We start from the raw sequence: 24,441 nt of genomic DNA, 5'->3' as shown, positions 1-24,441 counted from the left end.
TGTCTTAATAATCAAGTACTTGCGGAGCGTCCCCGGGCATGGCTTTGACACTGCCTCTTATTTCCGCAGCAAAAAAAATTGTGCATAAGTCGGTATTTCTTGCTAAGGCGCAGCAAAGAAAAAGGCAGGCTTCCACTGGAAAGCCTGCCTTTTCTGCCCCTGCGCCAGGGGAAAACGAATGCTTACTGGCCGCTGCGCATGGCGCGGCTCATGCTGTGCACGGCTTCCACCATGGCTTCCACGGATTCCGGCGGCGTGAACTGGGAAATGCCATGGCCCAGGTTGAACACGTGGCCCGTGCCGGCCGATGGCGCGCCGAAGGCGTTGAGCACTTTCGCCACTTCGGCGCGGATCTGATCCGGGCTGGCGAACAGGATGGCCGGGTCGAGGTTGCCCTGCAAGCCTACTTTATGGCCGACCAGCTGGCGCGCGCGCGTCAGGTTGACGGTCCAGTCCAGGCCCACGGCATCGGCGCCGATGTCGGCGATCTGCTCGATCCACTGGCCGCCACCCTTGGTAAACACGATGGCGGGAATCTTGACGCCATCCTTGTCGCGTTTCAGCTGCGCCACCACTTGCTGCATGTAGGCCAGCGAGAATTCCTGGTACGCGCCATCGGCCAGCGCACCGCCCCAGGAATCGAAAATCATTACGGCTTGCGCGCCGGCATCGATTTGCGCATTCAGGTATTGCGCCACGGACGTGGCGTTGATGGCCAGGATGTGGTGCATCAGGTCCGGGCGGTTGTACAGCATCTTCTTGATGGTGTGAAATTCTTTCGAACCGCCGCCTTCCACCATGTAGCACGCCAGGGTCCACGGGCTGCCGGAAAAACCGATCAGCGGCACGCGGCCGTTGAGTTCCGTGCGGATTTGCGTGACGGCCTTGAAGACATAGTCGAGCGACTCCAGGTCCGGCACTTGCAGCGCCTTCACGTCCTGCTCCGTGCGCAGCGGACGCTCGAATTTCGGCCCTTCGCCATCGGCAAAGTACAGGCCCAGGCCCATGGCGTCAGGCACCGTCAGGATGTCGGAAAACAGGATGGCCGCGTCGAGCGGGAAACGCTCCAGCGGCTGCAAGGTCACTTCGGTGGCGTAATCGGGATTCTTTGCCAGGCCCAGGAAGGAACCGGCCCGCTCGCGCGTGGCGCGGTATTCGGGCAGGTAGCGGCCCGCCTGGCGCATCAGCCAGACAGGGGTATGCTCGGTCGGCTGGCGCAGCAGGGCGCGCAGGAAAGTATCATTCTGGAGCGGAGCAAATTGTGGCATGGAAGGCAATCAATAGCTTGGAGAAGCGGTATTATCGCATCCAATCGCCGCCATTTCATTGATTCCGGTGCCGCTTTGCAGCATTTGCCACGCACAGCGATGACTTTCGTTGTGCCTGCCCTTCCATTATGATGATGCACGCCGCCGCGCGCCCTGACCCTGCCTGGCGGCCCTTGATCCCCTCACTATACGGAGCCCGCATGACCTCGACCGCATCCAGCACCCCTTATGGCATCTGGCCATCGCCGATCAGCGCGGCCATCGTCGCCGCCGGCGCCTCGCCGCTGACGCAGCTGGCCCTGGGCGGTGCGGATGGGGCCGACGTGTTCTGGCTGGCCGGACGCGCCAGCGAGGCGGGCCGCAACACCCTGCTGCGCCAGCGCGGCGCGCGTGTCGATGAACTGACGCCAGCACCGTTCAATGTGCGCACCCGCGTGCATGAATACGGCGGCGGCGCGTATGCCGTGGCCGGCGATACCGTGTATTTCTCGCATTTTGCCGACAATTGCCTGTACCGCGTGGCCGGCGACGGCGCACCCGAAGCGTTCACCACGGGCGGCAACACGCGCCACGCGGACTTCGTTGTCGATGCGGCCCGTTCCCGCCTGATCGCCGTGCGCGAGCAGCATCCGGCAGAAGGCCATGCGCAGCCGGAAAACTGCCTGGCCGCCGTCGGCTTCGACGGGCGCGAAACGGTACTGGCACGGGGCCACGATTTCTATGCGGCACCGCGCTTGTCGCCGGACGGCAGCCAGCTGGCCTGGATCAGCTGGGACCACCCGCGCCTGCCGTGGCAAGGCACGGAACTGTGGCTGGCCGACGTGCACGCGGACGGCAGCCTCGGTTCGCCACGCCTGATCGCCGGCGGTGCCCGCGAATCGATCTGCCAGCCGGAATGGTCGCCGAACGGCTTGCTGCACTTCGTCTCCGACAGCAGCGGCTGGTGGAATCTGTACCGCCTGCACGGCGCCGACATCGAGGCCCTGTGCCCGATGGAAGCGGAATTTGCCACGCCGCACTGGACCTTCGGCGGCAGCATGTACGGTTTTCTTTCCGACGACGAGATCGTCTGCACGTATATCCAGGCCGGCATCAGCTACCTGGCGCAATTGAACGTGGCGGCGGCCAAGCTCGAGCCGATTCCCCACCCGTATCAGGAAATCCGCGAACTGCGCGTGGGTCCCGGCTTTGTCGCGCTGCTGGGCGGCAGCCCGACCATTGCGCTGGAACTGGCGCGCATCGATTTGGCTAACCATGAGCTGGAAGTGCTGGCCCAGTCGATCGCACACTTGCCCGCGCTCGAGTATCTGTCCGTGCCGCGCAGCTTGAGTTTCCCAAGCAGCAATGGCCGCACGGCTTACGCCTTCTTTTATGCACCCACCAATGGCGACGTGCAGGCGCCTGCGGGAACGTTACCGCCCGTCATCGTCATCAGCCATGGCGGCCCCACCAGCATGGCCAGCAATACCTTGAAACTGGCGACGCAGTACTGGACCAGCCGCGGCATCGGCGTGCTCGACGTCAACTATGGCGGCAGCAGCGGCTTCGGCCGCGAATACCGCGACGCGCTGCGCGGGCAATGGGGCATCGTCGACGTGGAAGACTGCATCGCCGGCGCGCGCTACCTGGCCGCCAACGGCCTGGCCGACCCGGAGCGCCTGATCATCCGCGGCGGCAGCGCGGGCGGCCTGACGACCCTGTGCGCATTGACGTTCCACGACGTCTTCAAGGCCGGTGCCAGCTACTATGGCGTATCCGACCTGAAAGGCCTGGACGACGATTCGCACAAGTTCGAATCGCGCTACACCGATTACCTGATCGCTTCGCAGCCGCAAGCCGAGGCGCTGTACCGCGAGCGCTCGCCCATCCACCACACGGATAAACTGTCGCGCCCGATGATCTTCTTCCAGGGCCTCGACGACAAGGTCGTGCCGCCGCAGCAGTCGCAGCTGATGGTCGACGCCCTGCAGGCACGCGGCGTACCTGTCGCGTACGTGCCGCTCGAAGGCGAGGGACACGGCTTCCGCAAGGCGGAAAACATCATGCGCACCCTGGACGCGGAACTGTATTTCTACCAGCGCGTATTCGGCCTGCCCGTGGCGGCTGGCGAACCGCCCGTCCACATCGCCAATTTGCCCGCATGACAGACCAGCGCTTGCTTGACGAGTTTGCAGCCCTGGAGCAGCACGAACAGATGATCCTGGCCTTGCTGGCGATCACTGGCGAACCGGTGGGCAAGCATGCCGTGTATGAACACTTGCAGCGCGCCAATGTCGTCGAGCCGGACGGCACGCCGTTCGCCCTGCTCACCGTCACGAACATGCTGCAGCATTTGACGCGGCAGGCGCTGGCGTCCGAAGTGGTGGGACGGGGCTTCGCCTGCGAAGCAAAATTGCGCTGGCCCGCCATGCGCGCGGCCATCGAACACCTGGTGTTTCGCGACCTGTGCCAGGCCATCGAGCTGATCAACCCCGTGCGCCGCAACTGGGATGGCTATGTCGAATTGCGCAGCTACCGGCAGGGCGTCGCGCGCCTGCGCATCGCCCTGCTGCGCAATGACGAGGTACGCCATGTGGCCGCCATCCTGGCCGCCTGCATGGCCTGCTATGAAGCGCAGCAGCTGCATCCGCTGATCGAGATTTTCGGCCGGCCGTTCGAGCCGGAAATGCTGTCTTTCGTCATGCCGCAGCTGCAGGATGACATCCTCGCCGTGCTGCTGGGCAACGCCCCCCGTGAACCAGGCACGGCGCACGCCATCCGCACGTATTCACGCGCCCACCACGCGCGCCAGGCGGCGGCCGGCGACCATATCGGCGCCGCCCTGCCATTGGCCCTGGCCGAAGACGCCCTGCTGTGCGGCGAACTCGACGCAGCCGCCCGTTACCTGGCAGGCCAGCAGGGACCGCAGGCGCTGTTTGTCGACAGCAGTATCGCCCTGTTGCGCGGCGAACATGCGCACGCCGTGGCCGGCTACGAAACGGCCTTGAAAGGGCTGCGTAAGGACGCGGGCAAGCGCAAGCTGTGCTTCACGGGCATCGGCGGCCATTTATACGTGCTGGCCCTGCTGCGCGGCAACGACGCCAAACTGCTGAAAAGCGCGGAAACCTATCTCGATATCGCGCTGCACGCGCAGCCGAACCACGACAGCATCGTCTACCAGCAACTCAATACCTTGCGCCTCGTGCGCGCCGGCGTGCAGCAGGCGGAAAGCATTTCCACCCGCAGCTGGGAAACGGCACTGCAGGCGCAGCTGTTCCAGGCCTTGCTGTACTACTGGCTGGCCCTGCCGCAACTGACCGAACGCAAGGACCAGTTGCGAGCGCTGGCGCAGCAGGCCGACGCGGCCGGCTACGATCTGATCGCGGCCCAGGCGGCCGGCTTGCTGGGCTTGATGGGCGAGCCGCAGCAGGAGCGCTATGCCACGTCCAAGCGGGCGCAGCATGGTTTGACGGACATGGCGCCGTGGTTCGAGCGCCAGGAAGCGTGGCAGCGCCAGCTGAGCGCGCTCATCAACCTGCAGCAGAACGCGCCCGCCGAAGCGCTGGGCGGCGTCTCCCGCCTCGTGTGGCTGGTGGCGTTCGACCCGCGCTTTGGTCTCACGGCCGTGGAAGTGCGCGAACAGAAACGCGACGCGCGCGGCGGCTGGAGCAAGGGTCGCGCCATGGGGCTCAAACGCCTGGCCGAGGAAGCGGGCGACATCGATTTCCTCACGCCGCAAGACGCCCGCGCGGCGGGCAGCATCGCACCATTCAAACAATACTATTCATCGGCGCCGCGCTATGAAGTCGAGCTCGACAAAGCCGCCGTCCTGCTCGTCGGCCACCCGCTCGTGTTCTGGCTCGACAACCCCGACACGCGCGTGGAACTGATCGCCGGCGCGCCCGAGCTCCTGATCAAGTCGCACGAGGGGCAGTTGTGGCTGGGCATGCAGCCGCCCCTGCCGGACAGCGGCAGCAATGTCGTGGTGCAGCGCGAGACGCCGACGCGCTTGCGCGTCGTGCACATCCTCGACGAGCACCGGCGCATCGGCGCCATCGTGGGCCTGGGCCTGTCCGTGCCCCTGCATGCCGAGAAACAGGTCATGCAGGCGATCGGCGCCATCTCGTCCATGGTCACCGTACAGTCCGACATCGGCGGCGGCGCCGGCGACGCGGAAGCGATCACGGCCGACCACCGCCTGCACGTGCACCTGCTGCCCTACCAGCAAGGCCTGAAAATGCAGATCTTGGTACGGCCGCTGCTCGACAACGGCGCCTATTACGCACCGGGCAGCGGCGCCGAAAGCGTGTTTGCCGACGTGGCGGGCCGGGCCGTGCAGGCGCGGCGCGACCTGAACGCGGAGCGCGAAGCGCAGCGCCAGCTCATCGGTAAATGCCTGGTGCTGGAAGAGGCGGAAGAAGAGCATGGCGAGTGGCTGCTGGGCCAGCCTGCGCTGGGCTTGCAACTGCTGGTCGAGCTGCAGGCGCTCGACCCCGCTGGCATCGTGCTGGCCTGGCCGGAAGGCGAAACCATGCGCGTGTCGAAACGCATCGACAGCGGCCAGATGCGCCTGAACATCAAGAGCGAAAAAGACTGGTTTGCCGCCAGCGGCGAAGTGCAGATCGATGAAGACAAGGTGATGGATTTGCGCGCCCTGCTCGACTTGATGCAGAACAATAAAAGCCGCTTCGTGGCCTTGGGCGACAATCAGTTCCTGGCGCTCAGCGACGAATTGCACCGCCGTCTGTCGGAACTGGCCGCGTATGGCGAGGCGCATGCCGACGGCGTGCACCTCCACCCGCTGGCCGCCTTCGCGCTGGAAGAGCTGGCCAATGACGCGGGTGGAGTGAAGGCCGACAAATTGTGGCGCGAACACTTGCTGCGCCTGCGCGCCCTCGACGACTATCAACCGCAGCTGCCCAGCACACTGCAGGCGGACTTGCGCGACTACCAGCTGGCCGGCTACGAATGGCTGGCGCGCCTGGCGCACTGGGGCGTGGGCGCCTGCCTGGCCGACGACATGGGGCTCGGCAAGACCTTGCAGGCGCTGGCCCTGATCCTGGCGCGCGCGCCGAACGGCCCCACCCTCGTCGTCGCTCCCACGTCCGTCTGCATGAACTGGATCAGCGAAGCGCAGCGCTTCGCGCCCACCTTGAACATCAAACTGTTCGGCAGCGGCGACCGCGCCGACATGCTGGACACATTGCAGCCCTTCGACGTGGTGGTGGCCAGCTATGGCTTGCTGCAGCAGGAAGCGACCATGTTTGCCGGCGTACGCTGGCATACGATCGTGCTCGACGAAGCGCAGGCAATCAAGAATGGCGCCACCAAGCGCTCGCAAGCCGTGATGGCCTTGCAAGGCGATTTTCGCATGGTGGCCAGCGGCACGCCGCTGGAAAACCACCTGGGCGAATTGTGGAATCTGTTCCGCTTCATCAACCCCGGTTTGCTGGGCACGCTCGACCAGTTCAATTTGCGCTTCGCCGGTCCCATTGAGAAGGATCAGGACAAGCGGGCGGCGGCAGGCGCGCGCCTGCGCTTGCGCCGCCTGATCGCGCCTTTCATCCTGCGCCGCACGAAGACGCAAGTGCTGTCGGAATTGCCGTCGCGTACGGAAATCGTGCTGGAAGTGGAATTGTCGCCGCAGGAAACGGCGCTGTACGAATCGTTGCGCCGCGAAGCACTGGAAAAACTGGCCATGGTGGAAGGGCCGGCATCCAAGAAAGCCATCCAGATCCTGGCCGAGATCATGAAGCTGCGCCGCGCCTGCTGCAATCCGCAACTGGTGGCGCCGGAATTGGGCCTGGCCAGCAGCAAGCTGGCGGCCTTCGCCCAATTGCTGTCGGGCTTGCTGGAAAACCGCCACAAGGTGCTCGTCTTCAGCCAGTTCGTCGACCATCTGACCCTGATCCGCCAGCACCTGGAGCAGCATGGCGTCAGTTACCAGTATCTCGACGGCAGCACGCCCATGCAGGAGCGCAAGCGCCGCGTCGATGCATTCCAGGCGGGCGACGGCGACGTCTTCCTCATCAGCCTGAAGGCGGGCGGCATGGGCATCAATTTGACGGCGGCCGATTACGTGATCCACATGGACCCCTGGTGGAACCCGGCCGTGGAAGACCAGGCCTCGGACCGCGCCCACCGCATGGGCCAATTGCGCCCTGTCACCATTTACCGGCTGGTGGCCAAGCACACGATCGAGGAAGGCATCGTCGAATTGCACCAGCACAAGCGCGACCTGGCCGACAGTCTGTTGGAAGGCAGCGACGCGGCCGCGCGCATGTCGGCCAATGACATGCTGGGCATGCTGCAGGAGGGGTTGAAAAAATGAACGGCGCCGCCGCGTTCCATGCGATGATCCATTTTTCCTGTTGCTCTCCCACGCCATGACCGACTATATCGCCACCAGCGCCGGCCAGCGCGCCACCTTTTTGTGCGGCAAATCCTGGACCGCCTATGTCAGCACGTTCATCATCGCCGTGCTGCTGTTTTTTGCCGCCCTGCCGCTGGCCTTCAAGTACAACGCGCGCGCCGCTTTTGTCGTGCTGATCGGCTCGGCCCTGATCGTCGGCTACCGCCTGCTGACCATCCGCAGCTACCAGCTGTACATTGATGAGGCGGGCGTGTGGCTGGCGTCCGGCATCTTGCCGTGGAAAAAGAAACTGACGGGCTTCAAATGGCGCGACATGGATGAAGCCGTCTATGAAACGAACTTCTGGAGCTGGCTGTTCCAGTCCTACACGGTACGCGTCAGCCAGCGCTACACGCAGGAAACGGAAATCCACGCCACCGGCATGGCGCGCGGCAAGGATGCCGTGGCGGCCATCAATGCGCGCCACCAGGAGCAGCTGCACGGCAGCGCCATCATCGTCTAGCGCCGCATGGACAATTAGTGCTAATCTTTGGGCCGCCCAGGCAAGCAAGGCCAACCTTTCAATAGTTGTTTGTTACTTATATTATCAGTTTATTATTTTCTGATAGGAACAAACGACAAAATATTCAAGAGATAAACTATGCTGACAAGAAATAAAGTTGCGCTCGCCGCATTGATGATGGCTTTTACCCTGACACCGGCCAGCGCCGCCAAGAAGCCGCAGAAAAGCGGCAAGGCCAGCACCAGCAGCAGCAAGAAGAAAAACGTCGCCAAGAAAGCGGCCGTCGTCACGGCGGCCACGGCAGCCACGGTCGCGGCCGTCGCCAGCGAGAACAGCAGCGACCGCTCCATGAATAACCTGAGCGGCCAATTCCTCACGGCCCTGTGGCGCCTGGACCCGGAAAGCGCGATTTCCGTCGGCAAGTACGATGGCGCCGCCAACCTGAGCATTCCCGACGCGGCCAGCCGCCAGAAGCAACTGGCCTTCATCGAAGAATGGCTGGGCAAGTTCGGCAAGCTGAATGCCGGCAAAATGTCGGACAAGCAGCGTACCGACCTGGCCTTGCTGACGAATAAACTGCAATCGGACCGCTGGTATCTGACCACCTTCCGCGAATTCGAATGGAATCCCGCCCGGTACAACGTGGCCGGTTCCATCGACTTCATCCTGAACACGGAATACGCGGCCCAGCCGCAGCGCCTGCGCACCTTGCTCAAGCGCATCGCCACCGTGCCGCAATATTATGCGGCCGCGCGCGCCAGCATCGTCAATCCCACGCGCGAACACACGCAGTTGGCCATCGCCCAGAGCGCCGGCGTGCTCAGCGTGCTTGACGACCTGAACAAGACGGCACAGGGCTCCATCCTGACGCCGACGGAAAAACAGCTGTACAACGCGCGCATCGCCGCAGCCCGCACGGCCGTGCAAGGCTACGCGGCCTGGCTGACGGAACAGGATGCGGCGCTGGCGCAGAACGGCAATGCGCGCTCCTTCCGCATCGGCAAGGATTTGTATGAACAGAAATTTGCCTACGATATCCAGGCCAGCGTGAGCGCCGAGCAGATGTACCAGAAGGCCCTGGCCGCGCGCGAAAAGCTGCTCGAGCACATGGATAGCCTGTCCGACGAGCTGTGGGTGAAAACCATGGGCGCAACGGCCAAGCCGGCGGACCGCACGGCAAAGATCGGCATGGTGATCGACAAACTCTCCAGCAACCACGTGGCGGCCGCCGACTTCGTGCCGGAAATCCGCCGCCAGATCCCCGAGCTGCAGGAATGGGTGACCAGCCACAACCTGCTGACGATGGACCCGAAAAAGCCCCTCGTCGTGCGTGAAACGCCCGCTTACCAGCGCGGCGTGGCCGGCGCCAGCATCGAGGCGCCCGGCCCGTACCGCCCACAGGACCGCACCTATTACAACGTGACGCCGCTCGATGGCGAAACGCCGGAACAGGCGGAAAGCAGCTTGCGCGAATACAACCACTGGATCTTGCAGATCCTGAATATCCACGAAGCCATCCCCGGCCACTACACGCAGCTCGTCTACGCCAACAAGTCGCCGTCCCTGGTCAAGTCCATCTTCGGCAATGGCGCCATGATCGAAGGCTGGGCCGTGTATGGCGAACGCATGATGCTCGAATCGGGCTATGGCAATAACGCGCCGGAAATGTGGCTGATGTATTCGAAGTGGAACTTGCGCAGCGTCACCAACACCATCCTCGACTACAGCGTGCACGTGCTGGGCATGACGGAAGCGCAAGCGCTCGACCTGCTGACGCGCCAGGCCTTCCAGACCCAGCGTGAAGCCAAGGAAAAATGGCGCCGCGTGCAACTGAGCTCGGTGCAACTGACCAGCTATTTCAGCGGCTACAGCGAAATCATGGACTTGCGCGAACAGCGCAAGCAAGCGCTGGGCAGCAAGTTCGTGCTGAAGGATTTCCACGAACAATTCCTCAGCTACGGCAGCGCGCCCGTGAAAGTCATCAAGGAACTGATGAATTAACTCGTACGCATCCTCTCCTTGCAAAGGGCGCCGCGGCGCCCTTTTTGCATGCGTTTGCGCCACCGCAAACCGCCGGCGTGCCTGTCCATTACGCTGACGGGAAGGCAGGCGCCACCGCACTCCTCACTGGCAATTGCCGATTTTCCTGCTAGGCTGGATACAGGAGCGTCCATGCATATGCCCATCCAGTTCGACACCCTCGATTACGCCAAACGCCTCGCCTCGGCCGGCGTGCCCACGCAGCAGGCGGAAGCCCATGCCACGGCCTTGGGCGAAGTACTGGGCTCGGCCGTGGTCGTGCATGGCGAACTGGCGGCCCTGGAGCGCAATATGCTGGGGGAAATCAAGCTGGTGTCGCAAAAGGTCGATACCAGAGTGGATGCACTGGAACTGAAATTCGATACCAGAATAGATGCACTGGAGCAAAAATTCGACGCCCGCCTGGAACGCATGGACTTGCGCCATGGCGCGGACATGAAGCACGTGTACTGGATGATGAGCACCCTGATCCTGCTGAACCTGGGCATCCTCAGCAAACTGATGCTGCAGTAAGCACGCACCAAGTGATTGCCCAAAGAAAAAGCCGCTGCTCACGAAAGAGGCCAGCGGCTTTTGCTTGCGCGTATTGCAAACCGTCTAGGACGCTTCTTCCGGTGCCTGGGTGGCCTTGACGAAGATGGGCGCCACCAGCAGGCCCAGTTCGAACAGCAAACACATCGGGATGGCCAGCGAGAACTGGCTGACGACGTCCGGCGGCGTGACGATGGCGGCAATCACGAAGGCGCCGACGATGATGTAGGGGCGCACTTCCTTGAGTTTCGCAATGGAAACAAGTCCCATGCGCACGAGGATCACCACCACCACGGGCACTTCGAAGGTGGCGCCAAAGGCCAGGCACATCGACATGACGAAATCGAGGTAGTTTTCGATATCGGGCGTGACGGCGATCGACGACGGCGAAAAGTCGCTGATGAAGTGGAAGACGCGGCCAAACACAAAGAAATAACAGAAAGCCACGCCGGCCATGAAGAGCAGGGAAGACGAGATGACAAGCGGCGCGATCAGGCGTTTTTCATGCGTGTACAGGCCGGGCGCGATAAACGCCCACATCTGGTACAGCACCCAGGGCAAGGCGACGATGAAGGCGATCACCAGGGTCACTTTCATCGGCACGAGGAACGGCGAAATGACGCCGGTGGCGATCATTTTCGAGCCGGCCGGCAGCGAGGCGATCATCGGCGCCGCAATAAAATCGTAGATGTGAGAAGGGCCGGGCCAGTAGAACAGCACGGCGCAGACGACGGCGATGCCGATCGAGGCCTTGACCAGGCGGTTGCGCAGCTCGACCAGATGCGAGATAAAAGTTTCTTCCACCGGGGATTTGCTACTCATGAGTAAAAGGAGGAGGAACTGGCGCGCGGACGGAAGCGCGCCACGCGGGCGGCCGCCGACTGCACGTGCAGCTTGCCGCCATGGCGCTGCTTGTACCAGCCAGGGATGGCGGAATTGCGCACCAGCTTCTTGCGGCGGAATTCGCGCGCCTTGCGAGCCAGGTCTTCATTGGTGGCGCGCAGCATGGCTTCATGGGCATCGTGATGCTCATCATACGAACTCGAATCGCCGCGCCAGGCGTTTTCCACCTCGGCCAGATTGCCGGAGATCGAGTTTTCCACGCCATGCATGGATTTCTCCACGCTTTGCTTGACGGAATGGGCTGCGTCCTGCACTTCCTTCTGCAGGTTTTTCAGCTCTTCCATTTCAATTTCGCGCGAGACTTCGGATTTCACCTGGTTCAGGTAGCGTTGCGCGCGGCCATACAGGGTACCGGCCATGCGTGCCACTCTCGGCAACTTTTCAGGGCCGATGACTATCAACGCAACCACGCCGATGATGGCGATTTTAGAGAGACCGAGATCGATCATAAGCGGACAAGGGCTGTTACCGGACGAGGCAAGCGCCCCGCCACGCTATCAGGACTTGCTTTTCTCTTTCGTCTCGACGTCGATGGTGCTTTTGTCGGCCACTTGCGATGGCGCAGCAGGAGGGGCATTGGCTGCCGGCGCGTCATCGTCGCCCTTGACGCCGTCCTTGAAGCCTTTGACGGCCTTGCCGATATCACCGCCGATATTGCCCAGTTTCTTGGTGCCGAAGACCAGCATCACGATGACCAGAACGATCACCCAGTGCCAAATACTCAATGAACCCATCACATTCTCCTTGCGGGACGGTGCCCGAATAGCGTCAACCAATGCCGGTAGTATACACGTGAACCCGGCGCGCAGCGAAATCAGTGTTGACCGCGCCAGGGACGGGGACCGCCGTACACATGCATGTGCAGGTGATACACCTCTTGCCCGCCGTTCGGGCCGCTGTTGATCATGGTCTTGAAACCGCCGGCAGGCACGCCATCGGCGTCATACGTGACGGCGCAGCCGAACTCGGCAGCGAGTTTCGGCGCCAAACGCAGCAACTTGCCCAGCATGTCCGTATGGCTATCGTCGCAGTCGGACAGGCTGGCCACGTGGCGCTTCGGGATCAGCAGCAGGTGCACGGGCGCGGCCGGGTTGATGTCCTTGAAGGCCAGCAAGTCTTCGTCTTCATACACGATGGTCGAAGGAATTTGTTTTGCAGCAATCTTGCAGAAAATACAGTTATCCACGCACGCTCCAGTAGGTCAGTGTTTGTCTGTTTCGCCGGCGTCGCGCAGCTCGTCCTTGCGCGCCGCCTTTTCTTCCAAGCCGGACAGGCCTTCGCGGCGCGCCAGCTCGTCGAGCACCTGCTGCGGCGTCAGGTCGAACTGCGCCAGCATCACCAGCGAGTGGAACCACAGGTCGGCGCATTCGTACAGGACCTTCGACGGGTCGTTGTCGCGGCGCGCATCCTTGGCGGCCATCACGGTTTCCGTCGCTTCCTCGCCGATTTTTTTCAAAATCGCATCATCGCCCTTGGCAAACAGGCGCGCGACATACGACGTGGCGGGGTCGCCGCCGTTGGCCAGCTTGCGCGATTCGATCACGGCGGCCAGGCGCTTCAGGGTTTCGCTCATTTGCTCTTGCTTTCCGCGTAAATCGTCTCAGGGTCTTTCAGGACGGGGTCCGTGACTTGCCATTCGCCCGTTTTTTCATCGCCTTCAAATTTCTGGAAGAAACACGAGTGGCGGCCCGTATGGCAGGCGATGCCGCCCGCCTGCTCGATTTTCAGCAAGACTACGTCTTCGTCGCAATCGAGGCGGATTTCCAGCACTTTTTGCGTGTGGCCGGACTCTTCGCCCTTGTGCCACAGTTTCTTGCGCGAACGACTCCAGTACACGGCTTCGCCCAGTTCCACCGTGCGCGCCAGCGCGTCGCGGTTCATCCAGGCAAACATCAGCACGTCATTGCTGCCCGCTTCCTGCGCGATCACGGGCACCAGGCCGTGCTCGTCCCATTTGACCTTTTTCAGCCACTTGGCATTGCTTGCTACGATGGTTCCGTTTTGCATGTTCTTCTATCCTGCTGATTTTACTGCTTCTGTTTACGCCAGGCGCATGGGGATGCCCTGCTGCGCCATGAAACGCTTGGCTTCCTGCACCGTGTGCTGGCCATAGTGGAAGATGCTGGCGGCCAGCACGGCGTCCGCGCGGCCCACCTTGATGCCATCGACCAGGTCCTGCAAGCCGCCCACGCCGCCAGAGGCGATGACTGGGATGCTGACGGCGTCGGACACGCCGCGCGTCAGGCCCAGGTCGAAGCCGACCTTGGTGCCGTCGCGGTCCATGCTGGTAAGCAAGATTTCGCCGGCGCCCAGGCTTTCCATTTTACGCGCCCATGCGAACGCGTCCAGGCCCGTGGCGGTGCGCCCGCCATGCGTAAACACCTCCCACTTGCCGGGCGACACCTGCTTGGCGTCGATGGCGACGACGATGCACTGCGAGCCGTGCTTCTGCGACGCCTCGTACACCAGTTGAGGATTCGTCACGGCCGAGGTGTTGATGCTGACCTTGTCGGCGCCCGCGTTGAGCAGCCGGCGCACGTCTTCCACCACGCGCACGCCACCGCCGACGGTCAGCGGAATGAACACTTGCGACGCCACGGCTTCGATGATGTCGAAGATCAGGCCGCGGTTGTCGCTGGACGCGGTAATGTCGAGGAAAGTGATTTCGTCGGCGCCCTGCTCGTCATAACGGCGGGCGATTTCCACCGGGTCGCCGGCGTCGCGCAATTCCGTGAAATTGACGCCTTTGACGACGCGGCCATTGGTCACGTCGAGGCAGGGGATGATACGTTTTGCAAGCATGATGGTATCCAGATTGTCGCCAGGCCGGGCGTGCGCAGGCACGCTCCCGGCTGGGCAGGCTTAAACGGCGGCGTCGGTCAGTTCGTCGGCGCGTTCTTGCGCCTGCGCCAGGTCGATCGTGCCTTCATAGATGGAACGGCCGCAGATGACGCCTTCGATGCCTTCGGCCTGTACCGCGCACAGCGCTTCCACGTCGCCGATATTGTGCAGGCCGCCCGAAGCGATGACGGGGATCTTGACGGCTTGCGCCAGCTTGACGGTGGCGTCGATATTGATGCCGCCCATCATGCCGTCGCGGCCGATGTCCGTGTAGATGATCGATTCGACGCCGTAGGCTTCGAATTTTTTCGCCAGGTCTATCACTTCGTGGCCCGACATCTTGCTCCAGCCATCCGTTGCCACCTTGCCATCCTTGGCATCGAGGCCGACGATGATGTGGCCCGGGAAGGCGCTGCAGGCGTCGTGCAGGAAGCCGGGGCTTTTCACGGCCGCCGTGCCAATGATGATGTAGGTGATGCCGGCGTCGAGGTAACGCTCGATGGTGTCGAGGTCGCGGATGCCGCCGCCCAGCTGCACGGGGATTTCCTCGATGTCGTTTTCCACGGCGAAATCTTGCACGGCCTTCAGGATGGCCTTGACGGCGCCTTCGTTCTTCGGCTTGCCGGCAAAAGCGCCGTTCAGGTCGACCAGGTGCAGCCGGCGCGCGCCTTGCATCAGCCAATGGCGGGCCATGTCGGCCGGGTCTTCGGAAAATACGGTGGCAAGTTCCATATCGCCTTGTTTCAGGCGTACGCAGTGACCGTCTTTCAGGTCGATGGCGGGAATGAGCAGCATGGTCAGTGTGGTATCAGAGTGAGTGGGAAGCGAAAAAAAGCCGGATAGCTAACGTTAAGGTTGCCAGTGAACGAAATTCTTGTACAGCTGCAAGCCAGCGGCAGCACTTTTTTCAGGATGGAACTGTGTGGCGAAAATATTATCACGGGCGACGGCGCAAGCGAACGGCGCACCATAGACAGTCTCGCCCACCGTGTGCAACGCCTCTTGAGGTTGAGCAAAATAGCTGTGCACAAAGTAAAAATACGCGTTATCGTCGATACCATCCCACATGACATGGGACGCCGTTTGCCACACTTGGTTCCAGCCCATTTGCGGCACCTTGAAGCGCGAGCCGTCTTCCTGCACCTGGCCGTCGAGCTGGAAGCGCACGACTTTGCCTGGCAGCAAACCCAAACCGGCCGCATCGCCCTCTTCGCTGCCGTCGAACAGCATCTGCTCGCCGATGCACACGCCCAGCACGGGCTTGCTGTCGGCGGCGCGCAGCAGCGCTTCGAGCACGCCCGATTCGCGCAGGCTGCGCATGCAGTCGGGCATGGCGCCCTGGCCAGGCAAGACGATGCGGTCGGCGCTGTCGATGTCTTGCGCCAATCCGGAAATGCGCACGTCGGCTTCGGGCGCCACGGCGCGCAACGCTTGCGCCACCGAGCGCAAATTGCCCATGCCGTAATCCACCACCACAATTTTATTCATGTTTGATCTCGGAATCTACAGTGGTTCGCGGGCGCTTACAGGCTGCCCTTGGTCGATGGAATGATGCCGGCCGCGCGCTCGTCGAGCTCGGCAGCCATGCGCAGCGCGCGGCCAAAGGCCTTGAACACGGTTTCGCATTGATGGTGGGCATTCGTGCCGCGCAGGTTGTCGATATGCAAGGTCACGCCCGCATGGTTGACGAAGCCGCGGAAAAATTCCAGGGTCAGGTCGACGTCGAAACCGGCGATCATGGCGCGCGTAAACGGGATGTGGTATTCGATGCCAGGGCGGCCCGAGAAATCGAGCACCACGCGCGACAGCGCCTCGTCCAGCGGCACGTACGCGTGGCCGTAGCGGCGGATGCCCTTCTTGTCGCCGATGGCCTTGGCCACGGCCATGCCCAGGGTGATGCCCACGTCTTCCACCGTATGGTGGTTGTCGATATGCACGTCGCCCGTCGCTTCGATATCGAGATCGATCAAGCCGTGGCGGGCGATCTGGTCCAGCATATGGTCGAGGAAGGGCACGCCGGTATTGAGCTTTTGCTGGCCCGTGCCGTCCAGGTTGAGGGCGACGCGAACTTGCGTCTCATTGGTGTTGCGCGTGATTTCTGCGGTGCGGTTCATGGGAGGCTCTGGCGGTAGGCTAAACGAGGGATGCCTTGAAGGCATCGTAAAAAAGGGAATTTTCTTCCGGGGTGCTGACGCTGATGCGCAGGCAATTGGCCAGCGCAGCATGCATTTTACTCATATTTTTAATTAAAACCCTGCGGGCAAGCAGTTTTGCGCAAACATCGTCGGAATCAGCCACACGAATCAGAAGAAAATTTGCCTTCGAGGGAAATACCGTCACGCCGGGCAGCTGCGCCAGGCGCAGCGCCAGCGCGTCGCGCGCGCTGTTGAGCAAGGCCGCCTGGGCATTCAACACGTCGATGTGATCGAGCGCGAATTCGGCCGCCGCCTGCGTCAGTACATTCACATTGTACGGCGGGCGCACTTTCTCGAATTGCGCCAGCAGGGCCGGCGCGGCCGACATATAGCCAAGGCGGATGCCGGCCAGGCCCAGTTTCGACACGGTGCGCATCACCACCAGGTTCTCGAACTCGGGCAGGCGGCCCATGAAACTGTGCTGCGCGAACGGCTCATACGCTTCGTCGACGACGGCGATGCCCGTGTCGCCGAGGGCCGCCAGGATGCGCTCGATGTCGGCGCTGGCAAACAGGTTGCCCGTCGGGTTGTTCGGATACGCGAGGAAGACCAGCGCCGGGCGGTGTTCTTCAATGGCCGCCAGCATGGCCGGCATATCCAGGCTGAAGTCCGGCAACAAGGGTACGCCGACGAAATCCATGCCGGCAAACTGCGCCGAGCGCGCATACATGACAAAGGCGGGCACGGGCGCCAGCAGCACGGCGCGCTTGCCTGGCTCCTGATGGGCGCAGGCCATGGCCAGGATGGAAATGAGTTCATCGGAACCGTTGCCCAGCATGACATCGTAGCCGGCGGGCACGCCCAGCTTGGCGCAAATGGCCGCCTGCAGGCTGGCGTACGACGGCGGATAGCGGTTCAGCACCACGCCGGCCAGGCGCGCGCCCAGTTCCTCGCGCAGATGCGGCGGCAGCGGATACGGGTTTTCCATCGCATCGAGTTTGATGTAACCGCTGGCATCGGCGACCTGGTAGCTTTTGACGGCCCGCACATCGGCGCGCACGGTGTTGCTGATTAACTGATCGAGGAAAGACATGCTGCAAACACTCCTGATGGAATTAAATGGAGACTAAATGACGACGTCTTCCGGCACGGCGACGCTGCGCGCCTTGCGGGCCGGCGCTTTTTTCACGGCGGGCGGTTTCTTCACGACGGCAAGCTTTTTGGCCGCCACCGGCTTTTTCGCTGCCGCCTTGGCAGCCTTCGGCACGGCCAATGTGGCCGGTTCGGCCAGTTCCTGCGTCAGCGCCGCCAGACGCTGTTCGATGATGGCGCAATAGTCGGCGTTCAATTCAAAGCCGACGAAATCGCGCCCGCAGCGCTTTGCCGCCAGGGCCGTGGTACCGCTGCCCATGAACAGGTCGAGCACCACGCCGCCGGGCGGGCATGACGCCTTGACCATGCGCTCGATGATTTCGAGCGGCTTTTGCGTCGGGTGGTCGGCCCGTTCCGGGTGTTCCTTGTGCAGGCGCGATACGCTCCACAAGTCTTTCGGGTTGTAGCCCACTTCCAGCCATTTGGCGCCGATGAAGATCGAGCGCGAACGGGCTTTCTTGGTGGCCGCGTCGTAGGCAATGCGCACCGCGTCAAGGTCGAAGTAGTAATCCTTGCGCTTGACGAAGAAGCCGATGGTGTCGTGCACCGATGAAAAGCTGCGCACGCTGCCGCCCATGGAAGGCACGCGGCGGTCCCAGATGATTTCATTCATCATCGCCATGCGCTGTTTCAGCATGACGAAGATCTCCGGCGAATAGCGCCAGGTCAAGAAGATATACAGGCTGCCGTTGGCCTTCAGCTTGGGCAGCGCCGCATCGATCCACTCTTCCGTCCAGCGCAGGTAGTCGGCCACCGACTGCTGGTCCGAGGCATTGCCGTAATCCTTGCCCAGGTTGTACGGCGGATCCGTCAGGATCAGGTCCACCGAGCCATCGGGAATGCGCGCCAGCCCCGCCAGCGCATCTTCGCAATAGACCCGGTTGACCCAGTCCGGCTGCTCCGCCAACTTCGTCATGGCTGCGGCTTCAGGCGCAGTTCGGCGCTGCGCGCGTGCGCCTGCAAGCCTTCGCCGTACGCCAGCGTGGCGGCGACACGGCCCAGGGTTTGCGCGCCCGCTTCGCTCACGTAGATGATGGACGAGCGTTTCTGGAAGTCGTACACGCCCAGCGGCGACGAAAAGCGCGCCGTGCGCGACGTCGGCAGCACGTGATTGGGACCGCAGCAATAGTCGCCCAGCGATTCGGACGAGAAGCGGCCGAGGAACATGGCGCCCGCATGGCGGATCTGCTCGGCCCACTGCTGCGGGTTTTCCGCCGAGATTTCCAGGTGTTCCGCGGCGATGGAATTGGCTATTTCACAGGCCTCTGCCATGCTGCGCACCTTGATCAGGGCGCCGCGGTCCGCCAGCGAGGTGCTGATGGTGGCCTGGCGCGGCATCGTCGGCAGCAGCTTGGCGATGCTCTCTTCGACTTTGGCGATGTAATCGGCGTCCGGGCACAGCAGAATCGCTTGCGCCAGTTCGTCGTGCTCGGCCTGCGAAAACAGGTCCATGGCCACCCAGTCCGGATCCGTCGTGCCATCGCACAGCACGAGGATTTCGGAAGGCCCGGCAATCATGTCGATGCCGACGATGCCGAACACGCGGCGCTTGGCGGCCGCCACATAAGCGTTGCCGGGACCGACGATCTTGTCCACGGCGGCGATCGTCTGCGTGCCATACGCCAGCGCGCCGACGGCTTGCGCGCCGCCGATGGTGATCACGCGCGTCACGCCGGCGATCGCGGCGGCGGCCAGCACCATCTGGTTTTTCACGCCATCGGGCGTCGGCACCACCATGATGATCTCGCTCACGCCCGCCACGTGCGCGGGAATCGCGTTCATCAGCACGGACGACGGATACGCTGCCTTGCCGCCCGGGACGTAGATGCCGACCCGGTCCAGCGGCGTGATCTTCTGGCCCAGCACCGTGCCATCGGGCTCGGTGTAGGTAAAGCCGCGCAGTTCTTCGCGCTGGCGTTCGTGGAAGGCGCGGATGCGCTGGGCGGCGATCTGCAGCGCCTCGCGCTGGGCCGACGGCAAGCCGTTCAGGGCCGCCTGCAATTCGGCCTGCGAAATATCGAAGGCCGCCATTTCCGCCGCGCCGCCATGCGGGATGCGGTCGAAACGGTTGGTGTATTCCAGTACGGCGGCGTCGCCGCGCGTTTTCACGTCGGCCAGGATTTTTGCGACCGACGTTTCAATCGCCGCATCGGTCCCCTCCTCGAACGCCAGCAAGGTGTCGAGCGATTGTTGGAAACCATCCTGGCTTGAATCGAGCTTGCGTATCTGTATCGGCATAATCGGCTTTCTGCTACTGAATGTCTAGGCTTGCGAAGCGCGTTCAAACGCCTCGATAATCGGCTGCAAGCGCTCGCGCTTGAGCTTGAGCGCAGCCTGGTTGACCACCAGGCGCGACGAAATTTCCATGATGTGCTCGACCTCGACGAGGTTGTTCGCGCGCAGGGTGCTGCCCGTGCTGACCAGGTCGACGATGGCGTCGGACAAACCGACCAAAGGCGCCAGCTCCATCGAGCCATACAGCTTGATCAGGTCGACGTGCACGCCCTTGGCGGCGAAGTGCTCGCGCGCCGTGTGCACGAACTTGGTGGCCACGCGCAAGCGCGCGCCCTGGTGCACGGCCTTTTCGTAGTCAAAACCGGCCTGCACCGCCACCGACATGCGGCAGGCGGCGATATTCAGGTCGATCGGCTGGTACAGGCCTTCGCCGCCGTGTTCGAGCAAGACATCCTTGCCCGCCACGCCGAAATCGGCCGCGCCGTACTGCACGTAGGTCGGCACGTCGCTGGCGCGCACGATGATGACGCGCACGTTCGGATCGTTGGTGGCCAAGATCAGCTTGCGCGAGGTTTCCGGGTTTTCCAGCACCTTGATGCCGGCCGCCTCCAGCAGCGGCATGGTGTCCTCAAAAATGCGGCCTTTCGACAGCGCCAAGATCAGCTGGGAGCTGTCACCGTTGTTCGATCCGTTCATGCTCGTTCCTTGTTATTTGATGCGTACGATGTTCGCGCCGACGGCCGACAGTTTCACTTCCATGCGGTCGTAGCCGCGGTCGAGGTGATAGATGCGGTCGATCAGGGTTTCGCCATCGGCGGCCAGGGCCGCGATCACCAGCGACGCCGAAGCGCGCAAGTCGGTCGCCATCACGGGCGCGCCGCGCAGCTGCTTGACGCCGGCGATGATGGCCGTGTTGCCCTCGATGGTGATGTCGGCGCCCAGGCGATTCATTTCCTGCACGTGCATGAAGCGGTTTTCGAAAATCGTCTCGGTGACGCGGCTGGCGCCATTCGCGATGGTGTTCACCGCCATGAACTGCGCCTGCATGTCAGTCGGGAAGCCCGGGTATTCCGTCGTGCGGAAGCTGACGGGGTTCGGACGGGCCGACATCTCGGCGCGGATCCAGTCGGCGCCGAAGGTCATCGTCAGGCCCATGGCGCGCAGCTTGTCGAGCGCAGAGTCGAGGATATCGGTGCGCACGTTGCGCAGGGTGATATCGCCGCCGGTGGCCGCCACGGCGCACAGGAAGGTACCCGTTTCGATACGGTCGGCGATCACCGCGTGCGAGGCGCCGTGCAAGGCGTCCACGCCCTGGATCACCAGGCGGCTGGTGCCGATGCCGTCGATCTTCGCGCCCATGGCCACCAGCAGGTGGGCCAGGTCCGTCACTTCCGGTTCGCAGGCGGCGTTTTCCAGGATGGTCTCGCCTTCGGCCAGGGTCGCGGCCATCAGCAGGTTCTCGGTGCCGGTGACGGTGATCATGTCGGTGACGATGCGCGCGCCTTTGAGCTTGGCGCACTTGGCGTAGATGTAGCCCGCTTCGATGCGGATCTCGGCGCCCAGCGCTTCCAGGCCCTTGATGTGCTGGTCGACGGGACGCGAACCGATGGCGCAGCCGCCCGGCAGCGAGACCTTGGCTTCGCCGAAGCGCGCCAGCATGGGACCGAGCACGAGGATCGAGGCGCGCATGGTTTTCACCAGTTCATACGGCGCTTCCAGGGTGTCGATGGCGCTGCCGTTGAGGACCACGCGGTCGCCGTCCTGTTGCACTTTCAGGCCAGTCTGGCCCAGCAGTTTCAGCATCGTGGCCACGTCGTGCAGATGCGGCACGTTGGTCAGGTCCAGGTCGCCCGCGGTCAGCAGGCCCGCGCACAGGATGGGCAGGGCGGCGTTTTTCGCGCCGGAGATGGCGATGTCGCCGTTCAGGCGGTTGCCGCCGTTGATGAGGAGCTTGTCCATGTGCTTATCCTTGGAATTCTTCAGGTGTCAGGGTTTTCATCGACAGCGCGTGGATTTCCTCGCGCATGCGGTCGCCCAGCGCCGCGTAGACGATCTGGTGGCGGGCGATCAGGCGCTTGCCGGCAAACGCGGGCGAGACGATCACGGCCTGGAAGTGCTGGCCATCGCCCTCCACTTCGAGGTGCGTGCATTCGAGGCCGGCCGACAGATAGCCGTGGATCAGTTCTGGAGTGGTGGTCACGATAAGTCCTTGATATTGAATAATGTAGTGATGTGAGGTGCCGCAGTTAGTGGCGCAATCGGTAACCGCTCTTCAGCAGGCGGATCGACGCCAGCGCCAGGATCACGAGGAAGCCGGCGACGATGGAAAGGCTGAGCCACGGGCTGACGTCGGACACGCCGAAGAAGCCGTAGCGGAAGCCGTCGATCATGTAGAAGAAGGGGTTCAGATGCGACACCGTCTGCCAGAAGGCGGGGAGCGAGTGGATCGAATAGAACACGCCCGACAAAAAGGTGGCCGGCATGATCAGGAAGTTCTGGAAGGCGGCCAGCTGGTCGAATTTTTCGGCCCAGATGCCGGCGATCAAGCCCATGGTGCCCAGCATGGCGGCGCCGAGAAACGCGAAGACAACGATCCACAGCGGCGCGACAAACGACAGGTCGGCAAACCAGCAGGTGATGGCGAACACGCCAAAGCCCACGGCCAGGCCGCGCGCGACGGAAGCGAGCACATACGCCGAGAAGATTTCCCAGTGCGACAGGGGCGTCAGCAGCACGAACACCAGGTTGCCCGTGATCTTCGACTGGATCAGCGAGGACGAGGAATTGGCAAACGCGTTTTGCAGCACGCTCATCATCACTAGGCCGGGAATCAGAAAGGCCGTGTAGCTGACGCCGGGGCTCGGCTCCACGCGGCCGTCGAGCACATGGCCGAACACCAGCAGGTACAGCATCGACGTGAGCACGGGCGCGGCCACGGTTTGCGTCGCCACTTTCCAGAAGCGCAGCGTCTCTTTGTAGACGAGGGTGCGAAATCCTGTCGAAATCATACGGTACCTTTATCCATGATCTGCAAGAAGATATCTTCCAGGTCGGCTTGTTGCAATTGCATTTCATCGATCTCGGCACCCGCTTCGCGCAGGCAGGCGAGGATTTTCTCGACTTCGCTGTATTCGTTGACGCGCAAGCTGAACTTGTTCGGCGCCTGCTGTTCTTCCGCATGCAGCACCAGGTGCCGCAGGTCGTCCGGCAGGCTGCCGTTTTTCAGGTGCACCTGCAGCTGCGAGCCGGCGATGCGGCGGATCAGGGCCGACATGGTGTCGAGCGCCACCACCTTGCCCGTCTTCAGCATGGCCACGCGCTGGCACATGGCTTGCGCCTCTTCCAGGTAGTGCGTGGTCAAGACGACCGTGTGGCCGCCTTCGCGGTTCAGGCGCGAGATGAACTTCCACAAGGTCTGACGCAGTTCCACGTCGACGCCGGCCGTCGGTTCATCGAGCACGATGACGGGCGGCTTGTGCACCAGCGCCTGCGCCACGAGCACGCGGCGCTTCATGCCGCCGGACAGGGCGCGCATGTTCGTGTCAGCCTTGCCGGTCAGGTCGAGGTTTTCCATGACCTCGTCGATCCACTTGTCGTTGTTCGGCAGGCCGAAGTAACCGGACTGCAGGCGCAGGGTTTCGCGCACGGTGAAAAACGGATCGAACACCAGTTCCTGCGGCACCACGCCCAAGTTGCGGCGCGCGTTGCGGAAGTCCTTGACCACGTCGTGGCCATGGATCTTGACGGTGCCCGCGTCGGGGCGTATCAGGCCGGCGATGATGGAAATGAGGGTGGTCTTGCCGGCGCCGTTGGGACCGAGCAGGCCGAAAAACTCGCCTTCTTCGATGGCCAGCGACACGCCGCCCAGCGCCTTGAGCGATTTATAGCTCTTTTCTACATTCGTTATTTGAATTGCGGTCATGTGCTTGTTTCAAGTGTAATGCGTCTGGTGTGATGCGCCAGTTGCCGGAGACATCCAGGCCGGCAGGCCGGTGCAGGGCGCCACCTTCAGGCGAGGACGGCGCAACAGTCAATTATAGTTGGAAAATTCGTGGAACACTTGGAGATCAATCCGGCGACGCTGCTGGCCTGCCGGCTTGAAAGCTACTGCTGATGCGGGGAGTGGGACAGGATCAATGATGATGCAGGTCGGACGGGCTGCGTTCGGCGTGGCCGCCGGCGCTGCCGCAGTCGTCGGCGCTCAAGGTGCTCGAGACGAGCGAGCAGACGCCATACAGCTTGGTGAGGTTTTTCAGGTTGTTCGGCAGGTTTTTCAGCTCCAGCACGGCGCCGGCGTCCTGCGCGGCGCGCTGCCACGTCAGCATGACGGAAACGGCGGCCGAATCGACGGCCTTGACGTTGCGCAAGTCGAACTTCGTCTGACCCGAGCGGATGGCGTCCAGACCCTGCTCCAATGCCGAAGTGGCATTGTGCACGGTCAGGGAAGTCAGGGACTGCAAGGTGTCGAGAGAGTCGGGCATG

The 24,441-nt window shown here is 62.7% G+C and carries 25 protein-coding genes; 5 read left to right on the top strand and 20 right to left on the bottom strand.

The window, feature by feature from the left end; all coding sequences use genetic code 11:
* Positions 1–182: 182 nt before the first annotated feature.
* The gene (gene hemE, locus ASN89_RS13975) at positions 183–1,268 is read right to left on the bottom strand and encodes a uroporphyrinogen decarboxylase (protein WP_035823084.1); all 1,086 of its coding nucleotides are present in this window, start codon (positions 1,266–1,268) and stop codon (positions 183–185) included.
* Positions 1,269–1,468: 200 nt separating this feature from the next.
* Between hemE and ASN89_RS13970 the strand changes: the two genes are divergently transcribed.
* The 5 genes from ASN89_RS13970 to ASN89_RS13950 all read left to right on the top strand — a co-directional run bounded on the left by ASN89_RS13970 (position 1,469) and on the right by ASN89_RS13950 (position 10,675).
* Entirely contained in the window at positions 1,469–3,412 is a 1,944-nt protein-coding gene (locus tag ASN89_RS13970) for a prolyl oligopeptidase family serine peptidase (RefSeq protein ID WP_058049668.1), read from the top strand.
* The gene (locus tag ASN89_RS13965) at positions 3,409–7,578 is read left to right on the top strand and encodes a DEAD/DEAH box helicase (protein ID WP_058049667.1); all 4,170 of its coding nucleotides are present in this window, start codon (positions 3,409–3,411) and stop codon (positions 7,576–7,578) included. Before ASN89_RS13970 ends, ASN89_RS13965 begins: the two co-directional genes overlap by 4 nt.
* Positions 7,579–7,633: 55 nt before the next feature.
* Entirely contained in the window at positions 7,634–8,122 is a 489-nt protein-coding gene (locus ASN89_RS13960; RefSeq protein WP_058049666.1) for a hypothetical protein, read from the top strand.
* 141 nt (positions 8,123–8,263) lie between these two features.
* On the top strand, positions 8,264–10,123 hold the full coding sequence (locus ASN89_RS13955) for a DUF885 domain-containing protein (protein ID WP_058049695.1): 1,860 nt from the start codon (positions 8,264–8,266) through the stop codon (positions 10,121–10,123).
* 171 nt (positions 10,124–10,294) lie between these two features.
* On the top strand, positions 10,295–10,675 hold the full coding sequence (locus tag ASN89_RS13950; protein ID WP_046683199.1) for a hypothetical protein: 381 nt from the start codon (positions 10,295–10,297) through the stop codon (positions 10,673–10,675).
* Between the two features lie 84 nt (positions 10,676–10,759).
* On the opposite strand, the gene tatC is transcribed toward ASN89_RS13950, so the two are convergent.
* The 19 genes from tatC to ASN89_RS13855 form a co-directional block, all read right to left on the bottom strand.
* Positions 10,760–11,515 carry a twin-arginine translocase subunit TatC gene (tatC, locus tag ASN89_RS13945; protein ID WP_035823092.1) on the bottom strand — a complete coding sequence of 252 codons (756 nt, stop codon included), beginning with the start codon at positions 11,513–11,515 and terminating at the stop codon, positions 10,760–10,762.
* Complete coding sequence (gene tatB, locus ASN89_RS13940; RefSeq protein ID WP_046683198.1) at positions 11,512–12,045, bottom strand: Sec-independent protein translocase protein TatB; 534 nt, start codon at positions 12,043–12,045, stop codon at positions 11,512–11,514. The genes tatC and tatB overlap by 4 nt, the downstream gene beginning before the upstream one ends.
* Positions 12,046–12,093: 48 nt before the next feature.
* Positions 12,094–12,330, bottom strand: coding sequence for a Sec-independent protein translocase subunit TatA (gene tatA, locus ASN89_RS13935; RefSeq protein WP_058049665.1), 237 nt, complete (start codon positions 12,328–12,330; stop codon positions 12,094–12,096).
* 80 nt (positions 12,331–12,410) lie between these two features.
* Entirely contained in the window at positions 12,411–12,782 is a 372-nt protein-coding gene (locus ASN89_RS13930; protein ID WP_046683196.1) for a histidine triad nucleotide-binding protein, read from the bottom strand.
* Between the two features lie 15 nt (positions 12,783–12,797).
* The gene (locus ASN89_RS13925; RefSeq protein ID WP_034753849.1) at positions 12,798–13,169 is read right to left on the bottom strand and encodes a phosphoribosyl-ATP diphosphatase; all 372 of its coding nucleotides are present in this window, start codon (positions 13,167–13,169) and stop codon (positions 12,798–12,800) included.
* Positions 13,166–13,603 carry a phosphoribosyl-AMP cyclohydrolase gene (gene hisI / locus ASN89_RS13920; protein ID WP_034753847.1) on the bottom strand — a complete coding sequence of 146 codons (438 nt, stop codon included), beginning with the start codon at positions 13,601–13,603 and terminating at the stop codon, positions 13,166–13,168. The genes ASN89_RS13925 and hisI overlap by 4 nt, the downstream gene beginning before the upstream one ends.
* A gap of 33 nt (positions 13,604–13,636) precedes the next feature.
* Complete coding sequence (gene hisF, locus ASN89_RS13915) at positions 13,637–14,398, bottom strand: imidazole glycerol phosphate synthase subunit HisF (RefSeq protein WP_058049664.1); 762 nt, start codon at positions 14,396–14,398, stop codon at positions 13,637–13,639.
* Between the two features lie 60 nt (positions 14,399–14,458).
* A complete protein-coding gene (hisA, locus tag ASN89_RS13910) occupies positions 14,459–15,232 on the bottom strand; it encodes a 1-(5-phosphoribosyl)-5-[(5-phosphoribosylamino)methylideneamino]imidazole-4-carboxamide isomerase (protein WP_034753842.1) in 774 nt (257 codons plus the stop codon).
* A 54-nt stretch (positions 15,233–15,286) separates the two neighbouring features.
* Positions 15,287–15,925 carry an imidazole glycerol phosphate synthase subunit HisH gene (gene hisH, locus ASN89_RS13905; protein WP_082654566.1) on the bottom strand — a complete coding sequence of 213 codons (639 nt, stop codon included), beginning with the start codon at positions 15,923–15,925 and terminating at the stop codon, positions 15,287–15,289.
* Positions 15,926–15,960: 35 nt separating this feature from the next.
* Positions 15,961–16,551 carry an imidazoleglycerol-phosphate dehydratase HisB gene (hisB, locus tag ASN89_RS13900; protein WP_010402123.1) on the bottom strand — a complete coding sequence of 197 codons (591 nt, stop codon included), beginning with the start codon at positions 16,549–16,551 and terminating at the stop codon, positions 15,961–15,963.
* Positions 16,552–16,570: 19 nt separating this feature from the next.
* Positions 16,571–17,665: a histidinol-phosphate transaminase gene (gene hisC / locus ASN89_RS13895; RefSeq protein ID WP_058049663.1), complete on the bottom strand. Its 1,095-nt coding sequence runs from the start codon at positions 17,663–17,665 to the stop codon at positions 16,571–16,573.
* A gap of 33 nt (positions 17,666–17,698) precedes the next feature.
* Positions 17,699–18,640, bottom strand: coding sequence for a DNA-methyltransferase (locus tag ASN89_RS13890; protein ID WP_058049662.1), 942 nt, complete (start codon positions 18,638–18,640; stop codon positions 17,699–17,701).
* Positions 18,637–19,962 (bottom strand): histidinol dehydrogenase, encoded by a 1,326-nt coding sequence (gene hisD / locus ASN89_RS13885; protein WP_058049661.1) that lies wholly within the window; start codon positions 19,960–19,962, stop codon positions 18,637–18,639. The genes ASN89_RS13890 and hisD overlap by 4 nt, the downstream gene beginning before the upstream one ends.
* A 24-nt stretch (positions 19,963–19,986) precedes the next feature.
* Positions 19,987–20,655: an ATP phosphoribosyltransferase gene (hisG, locus tag ASN89_RS13880; RefSeq protein ID WP_034753828.1), complete on the bottom strand. Its 669-nt coding sequence runs from the start codon at positions 20,653–20,655 to the stop codon at positions 19,987–19,989.
* 12 nt (positions 20,656–20,667) lie between these two features.
* Positions 20,668–21,918: a UDP-N-acetylglucosamine 1-carboxyvinyltransferase gene (murA, locus tag ASN89_RS13875; protein WP_046683192.1), complete on the bottom strand. Its 1,251-nt coding sequence runs from the start codon at positions 21,916–21,918 to the stop codon at positions 20,668–20,670.
* Positions 21,919–21,922: 4 nt separating this feature from the next.
* Complete coding sequence (locus ASN89_RS13870; protein WP_010402134.1) at positions 21,923–22,159, bottom strand: BolA family protein; 237 nt, start codon at positions 22,157–22,159, stop codon at positions 21,923–21,925.
* 46 nt (positions 22,160–22,205) lie between these two features.
* Positions 22,206–22,967, bottom strand: a complete 762-nt coding sequence (locus ASN89_RS13865; RefSeq protein WP_034753822.1) for an ABC transporter permease — start codon at positions 22,965–22,967, stop codon at positions 22,206–22,208.
* Positions 22,964–23,881 (bottom strand): ABC transporter ATP-binding protein, encoded by a 918-nt coding sequence (locus ASN89_RS13860; RefSeq protein WP_058049660.1) that lies wholly within the window; start codon positions 23,879–23,881, stop codon positions 22,964–22,966. The genes ASN89_RS13865 and ASN89_RS13860 overlap by 4 nt, the downstream gene beginning before the upstream one ends.
* A 211-nt stretch (positions 23,882–24,092) precedes the next feature.
* Positions 24,093–24,440 (bottom strand): lipid asymmetry maintenance protein MlaB, encoded by a 348-nt coding sequence (locus ASN89_RS13855; protein WP_046683190.1) that lies wholly within the window; start codon positions 24,438–24,440, stop codon positions 24,093–24,095.
* Between the last annotated feature and the right edge of the window lies 1 nt (position 24,441).

This window comes from Janthinobacterium sp. Ant5-2-1 (assembly GCF_001445815.1).
In the GTDB taxonomy this organism is placed as follows: Bacteria; Pseudomonadota; Gammaproteobacteria; order Burkholderiales; family Burkholderiaceae_D; genus Janthinobacterium; species Janthinobacterium lividum_E.
This window is presented reverse-complemented; position numbering and strand designations above follow the sequence as displayed.